This is a genomic window from Stenotrophomonas sp. FBCC-B152, assembly GCF_059134105.1.
Window position 1 is genome coordinate 4,507,501 of sequence record NZ_CP101442.1, and the last position, 18,318, is coordinate 4,525,818.

At 65.2% G+C, this 18,318-nt stretch carries 12 protein-coding genes and 3 rRNA genes (1 of these 15 only partly in view); 10 read left to right on the plus strand and 5 right to left on the minus strand.

What is annotated here, in order from left to right:
* From NMB40_RS20430 to NMB40_RS20445, 4 genes are all read left to right on the plus strand, one after another.
* Positions 1-1,555 (plus strand): 23S ribosomal RNA (locus tag NMB40_RS20430); it begins 1,324 nt to the left of the window's first position.
* Positions 1,556-1,700: 145 nt separating this feature from the next.
* Positions 1,701-1,815, plus strand: a 5S ribosomal RNA gene (gene rrf, locus NMB40_RS20435).
* A 158-nt stretch (positions 1,816-1,973) separates the two neighbouring features.
* Positions 1,974-2,088: ribosomal RNA gene (gene rrf, locus NMB40_RS20440) — 5S ribosomal RNA — on the plus strand.
* 149 nt (positions 2,089-2,237) lie between these two features.
* Positions 2,238-2,696, plus strand: a complete 459-nt coding sequence (locus NMB40_RS20445) for an REP-associated tyrosine transposase (RefSeq protein ID WP_494359673.1) — start codon at positions 2,238-2,240, stop codon at positions 2,694-2,696.
* Positions 2,697-2,759: 63 nt separating this feature from the next.
* Here NMB40_RS20445 and NMB40_RS20450 read toward each other — a convergent pair whose 3' ends face one another.
* A complete protein-coding gene (locus NMB40_RS20450) occupies positions 2,760-4,475 on the minus strand; it encodes a M28 family metallopeptidase (protein ID WP_494359674.1) in 1,716 nt (571 codons plus the stop codon).
* Between the two features lie 52 nt (positions 4,476-4,527).
* Complete coding sequence (locus tag NMB40_RS20455) at positions 4,528-5,190, minus strand: DUF4097 family beta strand repeat-containing protein (RefSeq protein ID WP_494359675.1); 663 nt, start codon at positions 5,188-5,190, stop codon at positions 4,528-4,530.
* A gap of 95 nt (positions 5,191-5,285) precedes the next feature.
* Here NMB40_RS20455 and NMB40_RS20460 point away from each other — a divergent pair, with 95 nt between their 5' ends.
* Positions 5,286-6,611 (plus strand): murein hydrolase activator EnvC family protein, encoded by a 1,326-nt coding sequence (locus NMB40_RS20460; protein ID WP_494359676.1) that lies wholly within the window; start codon positions 5,286-5,288, stop codon positions 6,609-6,611.
* A 98-nt stretch (positions 6,612-6,709) separates the two neighbouring features.
* Positions 6,710-8,122, plus strand: a complete 1,413-nt coding sequence (locus NMB40_RS20465) for a S41 family peptidase (RefSeq protein WP_494359677.1) — start codon at positions 6,710-6,712, stop codon at positions 8,120-8,122.
* Positions 8,123-8,147: 25 nt separating this feature from the next.
* Here the strand turns inward: NMB40_RS20465 and NMB40_RS20470 are convergent, their stop codons facing one another.
* The gene (locus NMB40_RS20470; protein WP_282247678.1) at positions 8,148-8,840 is read right to left on the minus strand and encodes a rhomboid family intramembrane serine protease; all 693 of its coding nucleotides are present in this window, start codon (positions 8,838-8,840) and stop codon (positions 8,148-8,150) included.
* A 230-nt stretch (positions 8,841-9,070) separates the two neighbouring features.
* Between NMB40_RS20470 and NMB40_RS20475 the strand changes: the two genes are divergently transcribed.
* Positions 9,071-10,414, plus strand: a complete 1,344-nt coding sequence (locus tag NMB40_RS20475; protein WP_296232227.1) for an outer membrane protein transport protein — start codon at positions 9,071-9,073, stop codon at positions 10,412-10,414.
* Between the two features lie 75 nt (positions 10,415-10,489).
* On the opposite strand, the gene NMB40_RS20480 is transcribed toward NMB40_RS20475, so the two are convergent.
* Positions 10,490-11,218 (minus strand): ThuA domain-containing protein, encoded by a 729-nt coding sequence (locus NMB40_RS20480; protein WP_296232225.1) that lies wholly within the window; start codon positions 11,216-11,218, stop codon positions 10,490-10,492.
* 104 nt (positions 11,219-11,322) lie between these two features.
* On the opposite strand from NMB40_RS20480, the gene NMB40_RS20485 reads away from it, so the two are divergent.
* On the plus strand, positions 11,323-11,970 hold the full coding sequence (locus NMB40_RS20485) for a hypothetical protein (RefSeq protein WP_282247681.1): 648 nt from the start codon (positions 11,323-11,325) through the stop codon (positions 11,968-11,970).
* 69 nt (positions 11,971-12,039) lie between these two features.
* Here NMB40_RS20485 and putA read toward each other — a convergent pair whose 3' ends face one another.
* Positions 12,040-15,264 carry a bifunctional proline dehydrogenase/L-glutamate gamma-semialdehyde dehydrogenase PutA gene (putA, locus tag NMB40_RS20490; protein WP_448141823.1) on the minus strand — a complete coding sequence of 1,075 codons (3,225 nt, stop codon included), beginning with the start codon at positions 15,262-15,264 and terminating at the stop codon, positions 12,040-12,042.
* A gap of 442 nt (positions 15,265-15,706) precedes the next feature.
* On the opposite strand from putA, the gene coxB reads away from it, so the two are divergent.
* The gene (coxB, locus tag NMB40_RS20495; RefSeq protein WP_494359678.1) at positions 15,707-16,648 is read left to right on the plus strand and encodes a cytochrome c oxidase subunit II; all 942 of its coding nucleotides are present in this window, start codon (positions 15,707-15,709) and stop codon (positions 16,646-16,648) included.
* A gap of 59 nt (positions 16,649-16,707) precedes the next feature.
* Positions 16,708-18,318: a cytochrome c oxidase subunit I gene (ctaD, locus tag NMB40_RS20500; RefSeq protein WP_282247948.1), complete on the plus strand. Its 1,611-nt coding sequence runs from the start codon at positions 16,708-16,710 to the stop codon at positions 18,316-18,318.

An 18,318-nucleotide genomic window follows, 5' to 3' on the forward strand; every position in this document is an offset into this window, starting at 1 on the left:
GTCGGCCCCTAAGGCGAGGACGAAAGTCGTAGTCGATGGGAAGCAGGTTAATATTCCTGCACCTCGCGTAAGTGCGATGGAGGGACGGAGAAGGTTAGGTGTACCCGGCGTTGGTTGTCCGGGGGAAAGGCGGTAGGTTTGGATCTTTGGCAAATCCGGGATCCTTCAAGACCGAGCACCGAGACGAGTCTTTAAGACAAAGTCACTGATACCACGCTTCCAGGAAAAGCTCCTAAGCTTCAGCTTACGCAGACCGTACCGTAAACCGACACAGGTGGGTAGGATGAGAATTCTCAGGCGCTTGAGAGAACTCGGGTGAAGGAACTAGGCAACATGGCACCGTAACTTCGGGAGAAGGTGCGCCCTTTTTGGTGGCTCATGCGAGCTATAGCTGAAGAGGGCCGCAGAAACCAGGCCGCTGCGACTGTTTATCAAAAACACAGCACTCTGCAAACACGAAAGTGGACGTATAGGGTGTGACGCCTGCCCGGTGCTGGAAGGTTAATTGATGGGGTCAGCCGCAAGGCGAAGCTCTTGATCGAAGCCCCAGTAAACGGCGGCCGTAACTATAACGGTCCTAAGGTAGCGAAATTCCTTGTCGGGTAAGTTCCGACCTGCACGAATGGCGTAACGACAGCGGCGCTGTCTCCACCCGAGACTCAGTGAAATTGAAATCGCTGTGAAGATGCAGCGTTCCCGTGGCAAGACGGAAAGACCCCGTGAACCTTTACTATAGCTTTACACTGAACGTTGAGTTCGTCTGTGTAGGATAGGTGGGAGGCTATGAAACTGTGGCGCTAGCTGCAGTGGAGCCATCCTTGAAATACCACCCTGTCGTGCTTGACGTTCTAACCTGGGCCCATTATCTGGGTCGGGGACCGTGTATGGTGGGTAGTTTGACTGGGGCGGTCTCCTCCTAAAGAGTAACGGAGGAGCTCGAAGGTACGCTCAGCGCGGTCGGACATCGCGCACTGTGTGCAAAGGCATAAGCGTGCTTGACTGCAAGATCGACGGATCAAGCAGGTAGGAAACTAGGACTTAGTGATCCGGTGGTTCTGTATGGAAGGGCCATCGCTCAACGGATAAAAGGTACTCCGGGGATAACAGGCTGATACCGCCCAAGAGTTCATATCGACGGCGGTGTTTGGCACCTCGATGTCGGCTCATCACATCCTGGGGCTGTAGTCGGTCCCAAGGGTATGGCTGTTCGCCATTTAAAGTGGTACGCGAGCTGGGTTCAGAACGTCGTGAGACAGTTCGGTCCCTATCTGCCATGGGCGTTGGAGATTTGAGAGGGGCTGCTCCTAGTACGAGAGGACCGGAGTGGACGAACCTCTGGTGTTCCGGTTGTCACGCCAGTGGCATTGCCGGGTAGCTATGTTCGGAAGCGATAACCGCTGAAAGCATCTAAGCGGGAAGCGCGCCTCAAGATGAGATCTCCCGGGGCACAAGCCCCCTGAAGGAACCATATAGACTATGTGGTTGATAGGTCAGGTGTGTAAGTACAGCAATGTATTGAGCTAACTGATACTAATGATCCGTGTGGCTTGACCATATAACCTCAAGTTGCCTTGGCCGACATGACATGTCGATAGATACCAAGTGCACGCTACGTCACAAGAACTATGAGAGGCAGGCGCAGTATGGCCGTGCTTTTTCCCCAAGGGAAAATCACGACATCGCGACGCTCCAACCGTCTCCCTGGTGAAATTAGCGCTGTGGAACCACCCGATCCCATCCCGAACTCGGAAGTGAAACGCAGCTGCGCCGATGGTAGTGTGGCTCAAGCCATGCGAGAGTAGGTCATCGCCGGGGTTTACACCCCGAAAACCCCGCTGCAGATGAAGTGGGGTTTTCCTTTTTTTGCAAGCCCCCGCTTTTCGGGAGTCTGCACCGGTAGCACACGACCGTCGGTCGTGTGACACGGGAGACAAGAATGCTGAGCTGGCGCACCGCGCTGCTCCAACCGTCTCCCTGGTGAAATTAGCGCTGTGGAACCACCCGATCCCATCCCGAACTCGGAAGTGAAACGCAGCTGCGCCGATGGTAGTGTGGCTCAAGCCATGCGAGAGTAGGTCATCGCCAGGGTTTACACCCAAAAACCCCGCTGCTCACGCAGCGGGGTTTTTTCTTTTCCGCATCGGCTGTTTCCCCGACATCACGTTGCACGCGGTTCCTGCACCTCCATACGCAATTGCCGGATACTGCCCGCTACGGGTAAACACCACCCTGTGGGTATGTCCAGCCCACGTCTCCTCATCGGCCGCCGCTCCATCCAGGGCGCCTGCTACATGCTCACCACCACCGTGGCCGACCGCCAACGCATCTTCATTGATGACGCCACGGTGGAATCCGTCATCGAAGCCCTGCGTTGCTCAGACCGTGAAAAGCGTTCGCGCACGCTCGCCTGGGTGGTCATGCCTGACCATGTCCATTGGCTGATGCAACTGGGCAACGGCAACATCAGCCGGTGCATGCAGGCGTTCAAATCCCGCTCCTCGCGCGCAGTGAATCTGCACCGAGGCGGCCAAGGGGCCTTGTGGCAACGCGGGTTCTACGATCATTGCGTGCGCTCCGACGAATCCCTGCTCGCCCAGGCCGACAACCTGATGCAGAACCCGGTTCGTTCGGGGCTCGCTACAAAGGTAGGCGAGTACCCGTATTGCTGGACGCGGTGGCCCTCCGCTACCGAGTGACCCCCAAAAAAGAAGCGGCGCCCAAAGGCGCCGCTTCCTTTCAACCAGCGATGTGGGCCAGGCTTACTTCGCAGCCGCCTCGGTCTTGCCCTTCATCATCTCGTCGCGGGCCGCCTTGAACGGGTTGCCCTCGTACCAGTTCGGCCACTGGCCGCCCACGGCGATGGCCTTGCCTACGCCGTGCAGCAGTTCCAGGTCTTCCACGGTGCCGTCCAGCTTCCAGGTGCTGGCGTCGTACTCGTCCTTCGGGCCGTGGTAACGGTCGCGGCCGTATGCTTCAGCCGCCTTGCGGCCGGCATCCACGCCACCGTCGAGCAGGTCCTCACCACCGTCGGCATACAGCGCCGGCACGCCGGCCTTGGCGAAGTTGAAGTGGTCCGAACGGAAGTAGAAGCCGCTCTGTACCGAGGTTTCGCCATGCAGCGTGCGACCCTTCTCCGCCGCCAGCGGCTTGAGGATGTCCTCCAGCTGCGAGCTGCCGAAGCCGGTCACGGTCAGGTCCTTGGCCTTGCCGGCCACGGACATCGCATCGATGTTGATCACGCCGGCAATCTTGTCCAGCGGGAAGGTCGGGTGGTTCACGTAGTACTTGGAACCCAGCAGGCCCGATTCCTCCAGCGTCACCGCCAGGAACACCACCGAACGCTCCGGTGCGGGCTGCTCATGCGCCATCGCGTCGGCGATCTCCAGGATGCCGGCCACGCCGGTGGCGTTGTCGATGGCACCGTTGTAGATGTTGTCGCCCTGCTCGCCTTCATGCTTGCCCAGGTGGTCCCAGTGCGCCATGTACAGCACGGCCTCGTCGGCATGCTTGGTGCCCGGCAGCACGCCGACCACGTTGCGCGACTTCTTCTCGGCGATGGTGCTCTTCAGGTCCAGCGAAATCTTCGCCTTCAGCGGCACCGGCTTGAAGCCGCGCTTGTTGGCATCCTTGTAGGCCTGGTCCAGGTCCAGCCCGGCATCGGCGAACAGCTGGCGCGCCGCATCGGCACTCAGCCAGCCCTGCGCCGGCAGGCGGGGTTCCGGATCGTCCTTGGCCGGCAGGTCGTACTGCGGGCCGGCCCACGAGTTCTTGACCACGTCCCAACCGTACGAAGCGCCGGCGGTGTCATGCACGATCAGCGCCGCGGCGGCACCCTTGCGGGCGGCCTCCTCGAACTTGTAGGTCCAGCGGCCGTAGTAGGTCATGCGCTTGCCGTCGAACAGCTTCTCGTCGTTGACGTGGAAGCCCGGGTCGTTGACGAACATGACCACCGTCTTGCCCTTCCAGTCCTGGCCGGCGTAGTCGTTCCACTTCTGCTCCGGCGCATCCACGCCGTAGCCGACGAAGACCAGGTCGCTGCCGTCGATCTTCACTTCCTTCTGGCCACGGCGGGTGCCGATCACCATGTCGGTGCCGAACTTCAGGTCGCGCTGCTTGCCGGCCTGGTCCAGCTTCAGCACGGTGGTCTCATCGGCGGTGGTTTCGGTCATCGCCACCTCCTGGAACCAGCTGTCGCCATTGCCCGGCTGCAGGCCGATGCGCTGCATCTGGTCGCGGATGTACTCCACCGTGCGGTCTTCGCCGGTGCTGCCCGGCGCGCGGCCTTCGAACGCATCCGACGACAGGGTCTTGACCAGCTCGCCGAAGTCGCCGGCGTTGATCTCAGCCGAGAAGGCGTGGCCGGCGGCGGCCGGGGCGGTATCAGCAGCCGGCGCGGCGGCCGGTGCAGTGGTCTCGCCCTTGCACGCGGTGAGCGCGGCGGTGGCGGCCAGGCACAACAGAAGTTTGCGGGACATCATGGATTCCTGGAGACAAAGGGCCGGTGCGCGGGCACCGGGTGAAAGCGTATCAATTGGCGGGCGCGGCGTCGGTGTCGAACGGCACGGGTTCGGCGCCGGTCACCGGGCCGATGCTGGCCGTACGGTGCACGTACAGCACGACCTCCCGCTCGAAATGCAGCTCGCCGGCGACGGACGCCTTCGGGCCGATGATCACGCGCGGCTTGCGCGGCGCGCTGAGCGAGATGTTGAAGTTGGGCTTCTCGACGTGGATGCCGCCCTCGACCTGCGAGCCGACGCCGACGGTAATGTCGCCGTTGACCGTCGTAATGCTGTTGCGCAGGCGCGTTTCGACCAGGCCGATGCCACCGTTGACCGTTTCGATGCTGCCTTCGATCTGGCTGCCGCGATCGGTGAAGATGCTGCCGTTGACCGTTTCCAGGTTGCCACCCGCGATCACGCGGGGGCCGATCACGATCCTGCCGTTGACGGTCGAGACGCTGCCGGTGCGCGCACCTTCGTCCACGGCAATGCTGCCATTGACGGTCTCGATGCTGTGGGTGCTCGCGCCCGCGCCCACCTTGATGTTGCCGTTCACCGTTTCCAGGTCGCCATAGGCCTGGCCGGGTTCAGCAGTAATGCTGCCATTGACCTTGCTGATGTCGTCAGCGGCCCAGGCCGACCCGCAGGGGATCATCAGGGCCAACAGCAGCGGAAGCGGGGAAAGTTTCATGGGGGCATCGTCCGGTATGCGGCTGGCAGGCCGCCTTCAGGAATGTCACCATGCAGCGCTGCGATCCGCATCTGCCTGAAGTCACTGGAAAGCCCTTGCGCCCCAACGTCTTTTCCTCACGCCGGAATAACAATCCGACCGCTGGGCACGGCCGTGGCTCGCGCTGGCCGGTGGCGCTGTCGGCGCTGGCACTGCTGCTGGCCATGGTGGGCGCTGCGCCGCTGGCCGCGCAGAACCCGAAGGAGGCCGAACGCAAGCTGCAGAAGCTGCGTACCGAGCTCAAGGGCGTCGCCCAGGAACGCCGCACGCTGGAAGGGCAGCGTGGGCAGGCCTCGCGCCAGCTGCGCGAGGCCGATGAGAAGGTTGCCCGCACCGGCCGCGTGCTGGCCCAGACCGAAACCGCGCTGGAGCGCGAGACCCGCGCCCTGCAGGAACTGCAGCAGCGCCGCACCGAACTGCAGGCCGGCTTGAAGGCGCAGCGCCAGGAACTGGCCTCGCTGCTGCGCGCCGCCTACCGGATCGGCAACAACGCACCGTTGAAGCTGCTGCTGTCGCAGGACCGGGTGGCCGATGCCAACCGTACCCTGGCCTATCACCGCTACCTGCAGCGCGAACGCGCCCGGCGTATCGGCGCGCTGACCGCCGACCTGACCGAACTGGAAACGGTGGAAGCGCAGATCGAAGAACGCCGGCAGACGCTGGAAGGTACCCGCCAGCAGCAGAAGCAGCAGGCCGCCAGCCTGGCCCAGGACCGGCGCACCCGCGCGCAGACCGTGGCCAGCCTGGACGAACGTTACAAGGACCGCAGCGAACGCGAAAAAGCGCTGGGCCAGGATGCCAAGGCGCTGGAAACGCTGCTGGCCAACCTGCGCGCCGCCGCCGCACGGGCCGAAGCGGAACGCCGTGCCGCCGCGCGCCGCGCCGCCGCCGAAAAGGCCGCCGCCGAGAAGGCCGAGCGCGCTGCCGCCGCCAGTGGCACCAAGCCGCCACCGCGTCCGGGCAAGACCCCGCCCGCCGTGGCCTCGGCGCCGGCCCCCAAGGTGGGCGGCCTGGGCTGGCCGCTGTCGGGCAACCTGCTGGCGCGCTATGGCGGCAAGCTGCCGGACGGGCGTACCAGCAGTGGTGTACTGATCAGCGCGCCCGCGGGCAGCACGGTCACCGCCGTCGCCGATGGCACCGTGGTGTTCTCCGACTGGATGACCGGCTACGGCATGATCCTGATCGTCGACCACGGCAACGGCTACATGAGCCTCTACGCACACAACGACACGCTGCTGCGCGATGCCGGTGGCACGGTGAAGAAGGGCGATGCCGTGGCCAAGGTCGGCAACTCGGGCGGGCAGGGCGTTACCGCGCTGTATTTTGAACTGCGTCGTAACGGGCAGCCGGTGGATCCGTCGTCGTGGCTGCAGCGCCGGTAGCCCGCCGTTCAACGGGAATTTACCGTGCCTTCGCGCATAATCGGGCCACGCATCATTGGTGCGTGTGGTCCCGTCCCCCGCTCAACCTGGAGTGCTTCATGCGCGTAGCCCGTTCCGCCACCCTGCTGCTGGCCCTGGTGCCGGCGCTGTCATGGGCGCAGCAGACCGCCCAGGTTCCGGAACGCGGCGGCGATGCGGCCTCCACCGAAGAGGCGGTGACCTCGCGTGTGCCGCTGGATGAAATCCGCCGCTACGTAGCCGTCTACAACGCGGTGCGTGCCGCGTATGTCGAACCGGTGGACGACAAGAAACTGATGCAGTCGGCCATCCGTGGCCTGCTGCTGGACCTGGACCCGCACAGCACCTACTTCGACAAGGAAGATGCCGAAGCCTTCGACGAACAGGCCGAAGGTGCCTATGAAGGCATCGGCGTGGAGCTGCAGCAGCAGCCCGACAACAGCAGCCTCAAGGTCATCTCGCCGATCGACGACACCCCGGCGGCCAAGGCCGGCATCCTGGCCGGCGACCTGATCATCGCCATCGACGGCAAGCCGATCAGCGCGATCGAAGCCACCGAGCCGCTGCGCGGCAAGGCCGGCAGCAAGGTCATCCTCACCATCGTGCGCGAGGGCAAGCTCAAGCCGTTCGACGTGCCGATCACCCGCGAAACCATCCGCGTCACCAGCGTGCGCAGCCGCATGCTGGAACCCGGCTACGGCTACATTCGCCTGAGCACCTTCCAGGCCGATACCGGCGCCGATTTCCAGAAGCACGTGGCCCAGCTGCAGCAGCAGGCCGGCGGCAAGCTCAAGGGCCTGGTGCTGGACCTGCGCAGCAACCCCGGTGGCCTGCTCACCGCGGCGGTGCAGGTGGCTGATGACCTGCTCGACAAGGGCAACATCGTGAGCACCCGGGGCCGCATCGCGATCAGCGACGCGCGTTTCGACGCCACGCCCGGCGACCTGCTCAAGGGCGCGCCGGTGGTGGTACTGGCGGATGCCGGTTCGGCCAGCGCCTCGGAAGTACTGGCGGGCGCACTGCGCGACAACGGCCGTGCGCGCGTGATCGGCAGCCGCACCTTCGGCAAGGGTTCGGTGCAGACCGTGCTGCCGCTGGACAACGGCGATTCGGTCAAGCTGACCACCGCGCGCTATTACACCCCGAGCGGCAAATCGATCCAGGCCACCGGCATCGTGCCCGACGTGGTGCTGGTGCCGGAGAAGAAGGCGGGCGAAGACGACGACCTGCCGGCCAGCCTGTCCGATTACAGCGAAGCGACCCTGCCGGGCCACCTGCGCGGTGATGAAGAGGGCGGCGAAGGCTACCAGGCCGGCGACGTGCTGCCCGGCGACGGCCCGATCAACGACGCGCTGGCCGAGTTGAAGCAGCCCGGTTCGGTGGCCGCCAAGCAGAAGGCCGAAGCGGCGAAGAAGCCGGCGCCCAAGGTGGAAGCAAAGCCGAAGCCGGAAGCAAAGCCGGAAGCAAAGCCGGAAGCCAAGCCGACGCCCTGACGTCGGCCCCCCGGGGCGCGCACGCTTAAAACCCGTGCCGCTTCCGCAACCGCCGCGCGATCGCCGCGCGCACGTACACCCCATACACCAGCCCGAACACGAACCCCGCGATGTGCGCCCACCAGGCCACCATGCCGAAGGTCGGGCCGATGTACGCGAACACCACCTGCAGCCCGGCCCACACCCCGATCAGCAGGTAGGCCGGCGCCCGCACGAATTCCAGGAACAGCCCCAGCGGGATCACCACCCCCAGCCGGGCGCCCGGGAACAGGGCCAGGTACGCCCCGATCAGCGCCGACACCGCGCCGCTGGCGCCGATGATGATCTGGTCCGGGCTGCCCATCGTGTAGATCGCGGTGAGGTTGGAGATCGCCCCGCCCACCAGGAACAGCAGGATCAGCCGCCACGGCCCCAGCACCCGCTCGGCGGGCAGGCCGAAGATCAGCAGGAACACCAGGTTGCCCAGCAGGTGCGACCAATCCGCGTGCAGGAACAGCGCGGTGAACAACCGCAGCACGCTGCCGTCCTGGAAGGTGGCCCACCAGTCCAATGGCCGGGTCAGCCCGGTGGACAACGCGCCCCAGTCCATCCACAGGCTGCGCCGGGCATCGCCCGGGCGCGAGATCGACCACAGGAATGCGGCCCATAGCGTCGCGAACAGCAGGGGCGTCGCCCAGCGGACGGCGGACTTCTTGCGGGAGGGGAGCGAGACGAACATGCGTGGGCGCTAGCCTAGCGCGGCAACGCGCCTGAAGGAGCGAAGACGCGTTCAGCCTGAATAGCCGGAAAGGGTGATCGCGTTATTGTTTCATTAACTGGTCTGGGTATACTCGCATACGGCGTCGTATGTCGGGAGGGGAATCCGGCGCGTTGTGTCAAGCCTTTCGGGGCCTGGGACAGCGCAGGCGCGCGTTGCCAAACCACACGCATTTCCGGAGAGAACAAACGATGCATACCGCTTCCACCCTCGCCCGCGTCACCGCCCTCGCTGTCGGTATCGCCGGTGTCCTGGCCGTTGGCCACGTCAACGCCGCCGCCTTCCAGCTGAAGGAAAACAGCGCCAAGGGCCTCGGCCGCGCCTTCGCCGGTTCGGGCAGCGCCCAGGGCGACGCCTCGATCATCGCGGTCAACCCGGCCGGCATGCGCCAGCTGGAAGGCACCCAGATCCAGGGCGACCTGAGCGCCATCAGCTTCAAGGCAGAATTCGAAGGCACCGGCCGCAAGCCGACCGGCCAGCCGCAGACCGGCGGTGACGGCGGCGACGCCGGCATGATTGCCCCGGTTCCGGCCGCGTACTTCCACATGCCGATCGGCGAAAAGGCCCACTTCGGTGTGTCGCTGACCGCTCCGTTCGGCTTCAAGACCGATTACGACAACGGCTGGGTGGGTCGCTACAGCGGCTTGAAGACCGACCTGAAGGCGATCGACCTGGGCTTTGCCGCCTCGTACGACGTCAACCCGTACGTGTCCTTCGGCGCGTCGGTGTTCGTTGAGCACCTGACCATCGAACTGAGCAACAACATCGACTTCGGCACCGCGCTGGCCCAGTCCCGTGTGCCGGGCTTCGCCCCGGGCAGCGCCGATGGCAAGCTGACCGTCGAAGGCGACAACAACGCCGTGGGCTGGACCGTCGGCGGCTTGTTCAGCCCCGATGAGAACACCCACATCGGCTTCAGCTACCGCTCCAAGGTCGAGCACAAGATCACCGGCGGCGACGCCACCTTCGACGTGCCGTCCAACGCTGCTGCCGTGCTGGCCGTTGCCCAGCCGGGTCGCTTCGTGACCACCTCGGGCAAGGCCACCGTGACCCTGCCGGCCTCGGCCACCATGAGCGTGACCCACAACATCAACGACAAGTGGACCGTGATGGGTGATGTCACCCGTACCGCATGGTCGACCGCGTTCGACCAGGTCACCATCGACTACGCCTCGGCGCAGCCGGACTCGGTGCTGGAATTCGGCTACCGTGACACCACCTTCGTGTCGCTGGGCGCCGACTACAAGCTGAGCGAGACCCTGACCCTGCGTGGCGGCGTCGCGTACGACCAGACCCCGACCACCGACGCACACCGCGACGTGCGCGTGCCGGACACCAGCCGCAAGTGGCTGTCGTTCGGCCTGGGCTGGACCCCGTCGGCGAACATGGAATACAACTTCGGTTATACCCACCTGTTCACCAGCGACCCGAACGTGAACATTGGCGCCACCACCAACAACCAAGGCAACTCGCTGACCGGCAAGTACAAGGTCCGCGGCGACGTGCTGGCTGCTTCGTTCAACTACAAGTTCTGATCCACGGCGTTCGCGTCGCGTAACAGACGGAAGGCCCCGCGCAAGCGGGGCCTGCTGCGTTTGGGTCTTATCGTTTCAACATTCGGGCGAGCGACCCGCCGCATACAGCAGGCCCTGCCGCAGGTGGGCCAGGAAATCGCGGTTGCGGTACAGGCCCGTGTCATGGCCCAGGCCGGTGTACCAGCTGCGCCCGCCATCGAACGGGTGGCACCACGCGATGGGATGGTCGGCACCCATGGTGCCGCCCTGGTACATGCGCTCGTCCACCGTGGCGATCACCTGCACGGCGCCACGCGGGTTGCTGCGGTAGTTGTACAGCTCGTCGCGTACCGGCCACGAGGTGCCCTGCGGCTTGCCCCCGCGCTCCGGCTGCACGCGGCTGAACTGCAGGCCCTCGGGGTGGTTCTTGAAATACGCGCCCACCAGCTGCCCATACCAGGGCCAGTCGTACTCGGTGTCGGCGGCCGAATGCACGCCCATGAACCCGCCGCCCGCGCGGATGAACGTCTCCATCGCCTGTTGCTGGGCGGCATCGAGCACATCGCCGGTGGTGTTGGCGAACACCACCACCCGGTAGCGGGCCAGGTTGGCATCGTTGAAGTCGGCTGCGTTCTCGCTCTGGTCCACCGCCATGCGCTCCCGCTCGGCCAGCAGGCGCAGCGTGCTCACCGCGGTGGGAATCGAGTCGTGGCGGAACTTGGCGGTGCTGGTGAACACCAGTACACGCTCGTTGGCGGCCGCCATGGCCGCGGGAACGGTGGACAGGAACATCGCCAGCAGCAACGGCAGGACATTTGGGCGCATGGCCGGATCATGCCACAGCCCCGTACAATCCCGGTCCGCGCGCAGCCGGCCGGGTGCCGCCTGCGGCGCAGGAACCGCTTCACGATCCATGACAAGGAAACCACATGTCGCCCGTTCTGCTTCGTTCCACCCTGGCCTTCGCCCTCTCCGCGCTGGCCGCGCCGGCCTTCGCCGCCGCCGATTTCGCCACCTGCTTCACCCTCACCCCGGGCCTGCGCTTCTCCACCGGCGATGAAACCCTGACCATCGAAAAGGCCACCTTCAACGGCCACGACGCGATCAAGGTGCACAGCGCCGGTGGTGGCGTCGGTACGGCCGCCTATTACGATGCCAGCGGCCGCCAGCTGCTGGGCCAGGACCGCTACGGCATCTCCGCCTGGGGCGGCGACGCTTCCCGGCCGGTGATGACCGATACCTTCAAGCCCGCGCCGACCTTCCCGCAGAGCGCCAAGCCGGGCGAGCGCTTCGTGGTCAACGGCAGCGGCGAACGCACCCACCACGTGGAAGAAACGGTCGAGCCGGTCGACTACGACGGCTTCAACGACTACACCTTCGTCGGCTTCGAAGACGTGGAGGCCACGGTCGACGACCAGCCGCGCACCTTCAAGGACACCTGCCACCTCACCGCGACCTTCGAAGACAACCGCATGGAAGCCTGGTACGCCCCGGGGTTCGGCCGCATCAAGTTCGAGCGCTACATGGGCGAAGAACTGCTCCTGCGCGATGAAATCGAGGCGATCCACGCCGAGTGACGGCGCTGGCATCACCCACAAAAAACCCCGCTTTCGCGGGGTTTTTCGTTCAAGCCATTACAACGCCGATCAATCGCCCAGGGTCAGCAGCGAGGCATTGCCGCCGGCCGCCGTGGTGTTCACGGTGACGGTCTTCTCGGTGGCAAAACGAAGCAGGTAGTGCGGGCCGCCGGCCTTCGGACCGGTGCCGGACAGGCCCTGGCCGCCGAACGGCTGCACGCCCACCACCGCACCGATCTGGTTGCGGTTGACGTACACGTTGCCCACGTTCACCCGCGAGGAAATGCGGTCCACGGTTTCGTCGATGCGCGAGTGCACGCCCAGGGTGAGGCCGTAGCCGGTGGCGTTGATCTGGTCGATCACCGTATCGAGCTGGTCGCCCTTCCAGCGGATCACGTGCAGCACCGGCCCGAAGATTTCCTTGTGCAGCTGGTCCAGGTTCTTCAGCTCGTACGCACGCGGGGCGAAGAAGGTGCCGTGCGCGGCGGCTTCGCTGAGCTCGGCAGCGGCGATCAGGCGCGCTTCCTTTTCCATGCGCACCGCATGTTCCTGCAGGATCTGCAGCGCATCGGCATCGATCACCGGGCCGACGTCGGTCGACAGCAGGCCCGGGTCGCCGATCTTCAGTTCGGCCATCGCACCGGCCAGCATGGTCATCACCTTGTCGGCGATGTCGTCCTGCACGAACAGCACGCGCGCGGCCGAGCAGCGCTGGCCGGCCGAGGTGAACGCCGAACCGATCGCATCCTTGACCAGCTGCTCCGGCAGCGCCGAGGAGTCGGCGATGAAGGCGTTCTGGCCACCGGTTTCGGCGATCAGCACGCCAATGGCGGCATCGCGCGCAGCCATCGCACGGTTGATCGCACGCGCGGTGTCGGTCGAACCGGTGAAGGCCACGCCGGCCACGCGCGGGTCGGCGGTGAGCGCGGCGCCCACGGTGGCGCCGTCGCCGGGCAGGAACTGCACCACGCCTTCGGGCACGCCGGCATCCAGCAGCAGCTTCACCGCGTAATAGCCGATCAGGTTGGTCTGTTCGGCCGGCTTGGCGATCACGCTGTTACCGGCGGCAAGCGCGGCGGCAACCTGGCCCAGGAAGATCGCCAGCGGGAAGTTCCACGGGCTGATACACACGAACACGCCGCGGCCGTGCAGCTGCAGTTCGTTGGATTCACCGGTCGGGCTGGGCAGCTTTTCGGCATGCCCGAACTGCTCGCGCGCCTGCTTGGCGTAGTAACGCAGGAAGTCCACCGCTTCGCGCACTTCGGCGATGCCGTCGGGCAGGCTCTTGCCGGCTTCCTTGACGCACAGCGCCATGAACTCGGGCAGGCGTGCTTCCAGCTGGTCGGCGGCGTGCTCGAGGATTGCCGCGCGGCTGGCGGCCGGGGTGCGGTTCCACTGCGGCTGTGCGGCCACGGCGTTGGCCAGGGCCTTTTCCACGGTGGCGCTGTCGGCCGGCTGCCACTGGCCCACCACCTGGCGCGTATCGGCCGGGTTGACCACGTTCAACAGTGCGCCGGTGGGCTGTGCACCCGGCACCAGCGGGGCGGCCTGCCACGGCTTCACGGCCGCGTTGAGCTGCTCGGCCAGGGCGCGCAGATCGTTGTCGTTGGCGAGATTGACGCCCATGGAGTTCTTCCTGTCGTGGTTCTGGCTGCGCAGCAGGTCAACCGGCAGCGGGATTTTCGGGTGCGGAATGGAGTCGAACGAGGCCACGGCTTCGACCGGATCGCGGATCAGGTCGTCGATGGCCACTGCGTCGTCGGTGATGCGGTTGACGAAGCTGGAGTTGGCGCCGTTCTCGAGCAGGCGGCGCACCAGGTACGGCAGCAGGTCTTCGTGCGAACCCACCGGTGCGTACACGCGGCACGGCACGTTCAGGCGGTTGGCCGGCACCACTTCGGCATACAGGTCATCGCCCATGCCGTGCAGCTTCTGGTGTTCGTACTGGCCACCCTGCGCGATCGCCTGCACCGCGGCGATGGTGTGCGCGTTGTGCGTGGCGAACATCGGGTAGATCGCATCGGCATGGGTGAACAGACGCTTGGCGCAGGCCAGGTAGGACACGTCGGTGTTCTGCTTGCGGGTGAACACCGGGTAGGCCGGCAGGCCGTCGATCTGGGCGCGCTTGATTTCCGCATCCCAGTACGCGCCCTTGACCAGGCGCACCTGCAGGCGGCGACCGATGCGGCGGGCCAGGTCGGCCAGGTAGTCGATCGTGTAAGGGGTGCGCTTCTGGTACGCCTGCACCACCACGCCGAAGCCTTCCCAGCCGGCCAGCGAGGCATCGCTCACCACTGCTTCGATGATGTCCAGCGACAGTTCCAGGCGGTCGGTCTCCTCGGCATCCACCGTGCAGCCGATGCCGTACGACTTGGCCAGCTGCGCCAGTTCCAGCACGCCCGGGACCAGGTCGGCCATCACGCGCGCGCGCTTGGCGTGCTCGTAGCGCGGGTACAGCGCCGACAGCTTGATGGAAATGCCGGGGGCCGAATTGACGTCGCCGTCCGGGCGGCCGCCACGGGCCTTGTGGTCGCCACCGATGGAGTGGATCGCGCGGCGGTAGTCTTCCAGGTAACGCTTGGCGTCCTTCATGGTCAGCGCGCCTTCGCCGAGCATGTCGAATGAATAGCGGTAGCTGGCGTTGTCGCCCTTGTGCGAGCGCGACAGCGCTTCGTCGATGGTGCGGCCCATGACGAACTGGTGGCCCATGATCTTCATCGCCTGGCGCACGGCCAGGCGGATCACCGGCTCACCCACGCGGCCCATCAGGCGCGCGAACGCACCCGGCACGTCGGCGCGGGTGGAGTCGTTGATCTGCACGATGTGGCCGGTGAGCATCAGGCCCCAGGTGGAGGCGTTGACCAGCACCGAATCGCTGCCGCCCAGGTGCTTCTTCCAGTCCGCTTCGCCGAGCTTGTCGCGGATCAGCTTGTCGGCGGTGTCCTGGTCCGGAATGCGCAGCAGCGCTTCGGCCACGCACATCAGCAGCACGCCTTCCTCGCTGCCCAGGTCGTACTGGCGCATGAAGGCTTCGATCGCGCCCTGGTCCTTGGCACGCACGCGCACGCGCTTGACCAGGTCGGCGGCAGTGGCCTGCACCGTGGCCTGTTCGTCGGCGGGCAGGCGCGCCTGCGCCAGCAGCTCGCGCACGTGGCTGGCCTCGTCCTTCATCCAGGCATCGGTGATGGCCTGGCGGAACGCATTGGGAACACCCGGCAGCTCGGGGGACAGCAGCGGCGGGCGGGAGGCGCCGGACGGGGCCGGGGCAGGGGGAAGCGCGGAAGGTGCGGTCATGCCGGTTGGCTCGTGGAAAACTTGACCATTTTAATCGCTTTTTCATCCGTGAAAGCAATCGGAGCTGCGCCGCGGATCGCGTTCATAGCCTTTCATACAGGGGGATTCGGCGGATCCAGTGGTGTCGTTAAAAACTGTGCCGATTTCGTCAAAACCGTCGCCGATGCTTATGCTGTATTGCACCATTCCCAAAACTGTGAATGGACCCTTGCCGCTCGCGCGAGATCAGGGCTACCATCGAGACGTTTCCTGCGGCAGGAAAACGCGTCCCCCACGGGCGCTCGAATGAACGGAGTGTGCGGAGATGAACCCGCACCCGGTCGATCGCCGGTGTTCAGTGCATACCCCCATGGGGTGGGGGCTGATCGTCGGCGGGAAGAGAACCAGAAGGCTTGCTAGTGGCCAGCGATGGCTGCAACCGACGACGCTAAGGGTCTAGGCAATGAAGCAACGCAGAAAGTGGGGCACGCAGTTCGCAAAGGCAGTGGGGTGTGGGGCAGCGCTGATGGCGCCGGCACTGGCGTGGGCCCAATCGGCCGACCCGGTACCGTGGCAGCTGAACATGGGCAAGGGGGTCACCCAGAGCTCGCGGTTGGCCTGGGAATCCAACATGTTCTCGCTGTGGGTGTGTACGGTCATCGGCGTGCTGGTGTTCGGCGCGATGTTCTATGCCATCTTCAAGTTCCGCAAATCCAAGGGGGCGGTGGCCGCCACCTTCAGCCACAACACCAAGGCCGAGATCGTCTGGACCGTCATACCAGTGATCATCCTGGTGGTGATGGCGTGGCCGGCCACGGCCAACCTGATCAAGTTCTACGACACCCGCGATGCCGAAATGACCGTCAAGGTCACCGGCTACCAGTGGATGTGGAAGTACGAATACCTGGGCGAAGAGGTCACCTTCACCAGCCGCCTGGACCGCGAATCGGACCGGGTCCGGCAGAGCGGCAAGGTGCCCGACCGCGATAGCCACCCGCATTACCTGCTCGACGTGGACAACCGCCTGGTGTTGCCGGTCGACACCAAGGTGCGCTTCGTCATCACCTCCGATGACGTGATCCACGCCTGGTGGGTGCCGGCGCTGGGCTGGAAGCAGGATGCCATTCCCGGTTTCGTCAACGAAGCCTGGACCAACATCGAGAAGGTCGGCGTGTACCGCGGCCAGTGCGCCGAGCTGTGCGGCAAGGACCATGGCTTCATGCCCATCGTGGTGGAAGCGGTGTCCAAGGAAGATTTCCAGAAGTGGCTGGCCGCCAAGCGGCCCAAGGCGCCCGATCCGGCGCCGGCACCGGCCGCACCGGAAGCCACGCCTGCACCGGCAGACCCGGCGGCGCCCGCACCCGAGGCTGCACCCGCAGCTGCACCGGCGCCTGAAAACGCCTGATACGAACCGCGCGTGCCGCACGGCGCGCGCTGAAACCGAACCAACGAGGTGGTGTGGCGATGGCGCATTCCGCAGTTGATCACGACGGGCATCACGGGCATCAGCAGTCGTTCTTCGAACGTTGGTTCTTCTCGACCAACCACAAGGACATCGGCACGCTCTACCTGCTCTTCAGCTTCATCATGTTCATCATCGGCGCAGCGATGAGCGTGATCATCCGCGCCGAGCTGATGCAGCCGGGCCTGCAGTTCGTGAAGCCGGAAACCTTCAACCAGCTCACCACCGTGCATGCGCTGGTGATGATCTTCGGTGGCGTCATGCCGGCCTTCGTCGGCCTGGCCAACTGGATGATCCCGCTGCAGGTCGGCGCGCCGGACATGGCGCTGCCGCGCATGAACAACTGGTCGTTCTGGCTGCTGCCGGTGGCCTTCAGCCTGCTGCTGCTCACCTTCCTGCTGCCCGGCGGCGCGCCGGCCGGCGGCTGGACCCTGTACCCGCCGCTGTCGCTGCAGGGCGGCTACAACGTGGCGTTCACCGTGTTCGCCATCCACGTGGCCGGCATCAGTTCGATCATGGGCGCGATCAACATCATCGCCACCGTGCTCAACATGCGCGCGCCCGGCATCGACCTGCTGAAGATGCCGATCTTCTGCTGGTCCTGGCTGATCACCGCCTTCCTGCTGATCGCGGTGATGCCGGTGCTGGCCGGTGCGGTGACCATGCTGCTCACCGACAAGTTCTTCGGCACCAGCTTCTTCAACGCGGCCGGCGGCGGCGACCCGGTGATGTTCCAGCACATCTTCTGGTTCTTCGGCCACCCGGAGGTGTACATCATGATCCTGCCGGCGTTCGGCGTGGTCAGTGAAATCATCCCCACCTTCAGCCGCAAGCCGCTGTTCGGGTACCAGGCCATGGTCTACGCGATCGCCGCGATCGCCTTCCTGTCCTTCATCGTCTGGGCCCACCACATGTTCACCGTGGGCATGCCGCTGGGCGGCGAAATCTACTTCATGTTCGCCACCATGCTGATCTCCATCCCCACCGGGGTGAAGGTGTTCAACTGGGTGAGCACCATGTGGCGCGGTTCGCTTACCTTCGAAGCGCCCATGCTGTGGGCGGTGGCCTTCGTGATCCTGTTCACCATCGGCGGCTTCTCCGGCCTGATGCTGGCCATCGTGGTGGCCGACTTCCAGTACCACGACACCTACTTCGTGGTGGCCCACTTCCACTACGTGCTGGTGACCGGCGCGGTGTTCGCGCTGATCGGCGCGGTGTACTACTGGTGGCCGAAGTGGACCGGGCGCATGTACAGCGAGTTCTGGGCCAAGGTGCACTTCTGGTGGTCCATCCTCTTCGTGAACCTGCTGTTCTTCCCGCAGCACTTCCTGGGCCTGGCCGGCATGCCGCGCCGCATTCCCGATTACAGCGTGGCCTTCGCCGACTGGAACCTGATCAGCTCCATTGGCGCATTCGGCATGTTCGTGACCCCCTTCATGATGGCCGCGATCCTGATCGCCTCGCTGCGCAACGGCGAAAAGGCCGCTGACCGTTCGTGGGAAGGCGCACGCGGGCTGGAATGGACGGTGCCGTCACCGGCACCGGCGCATACCTTCACCGTGCCGCCGACCATCCGCCCGGGCGATCTGGCCCATGACGACATCACCCACTGA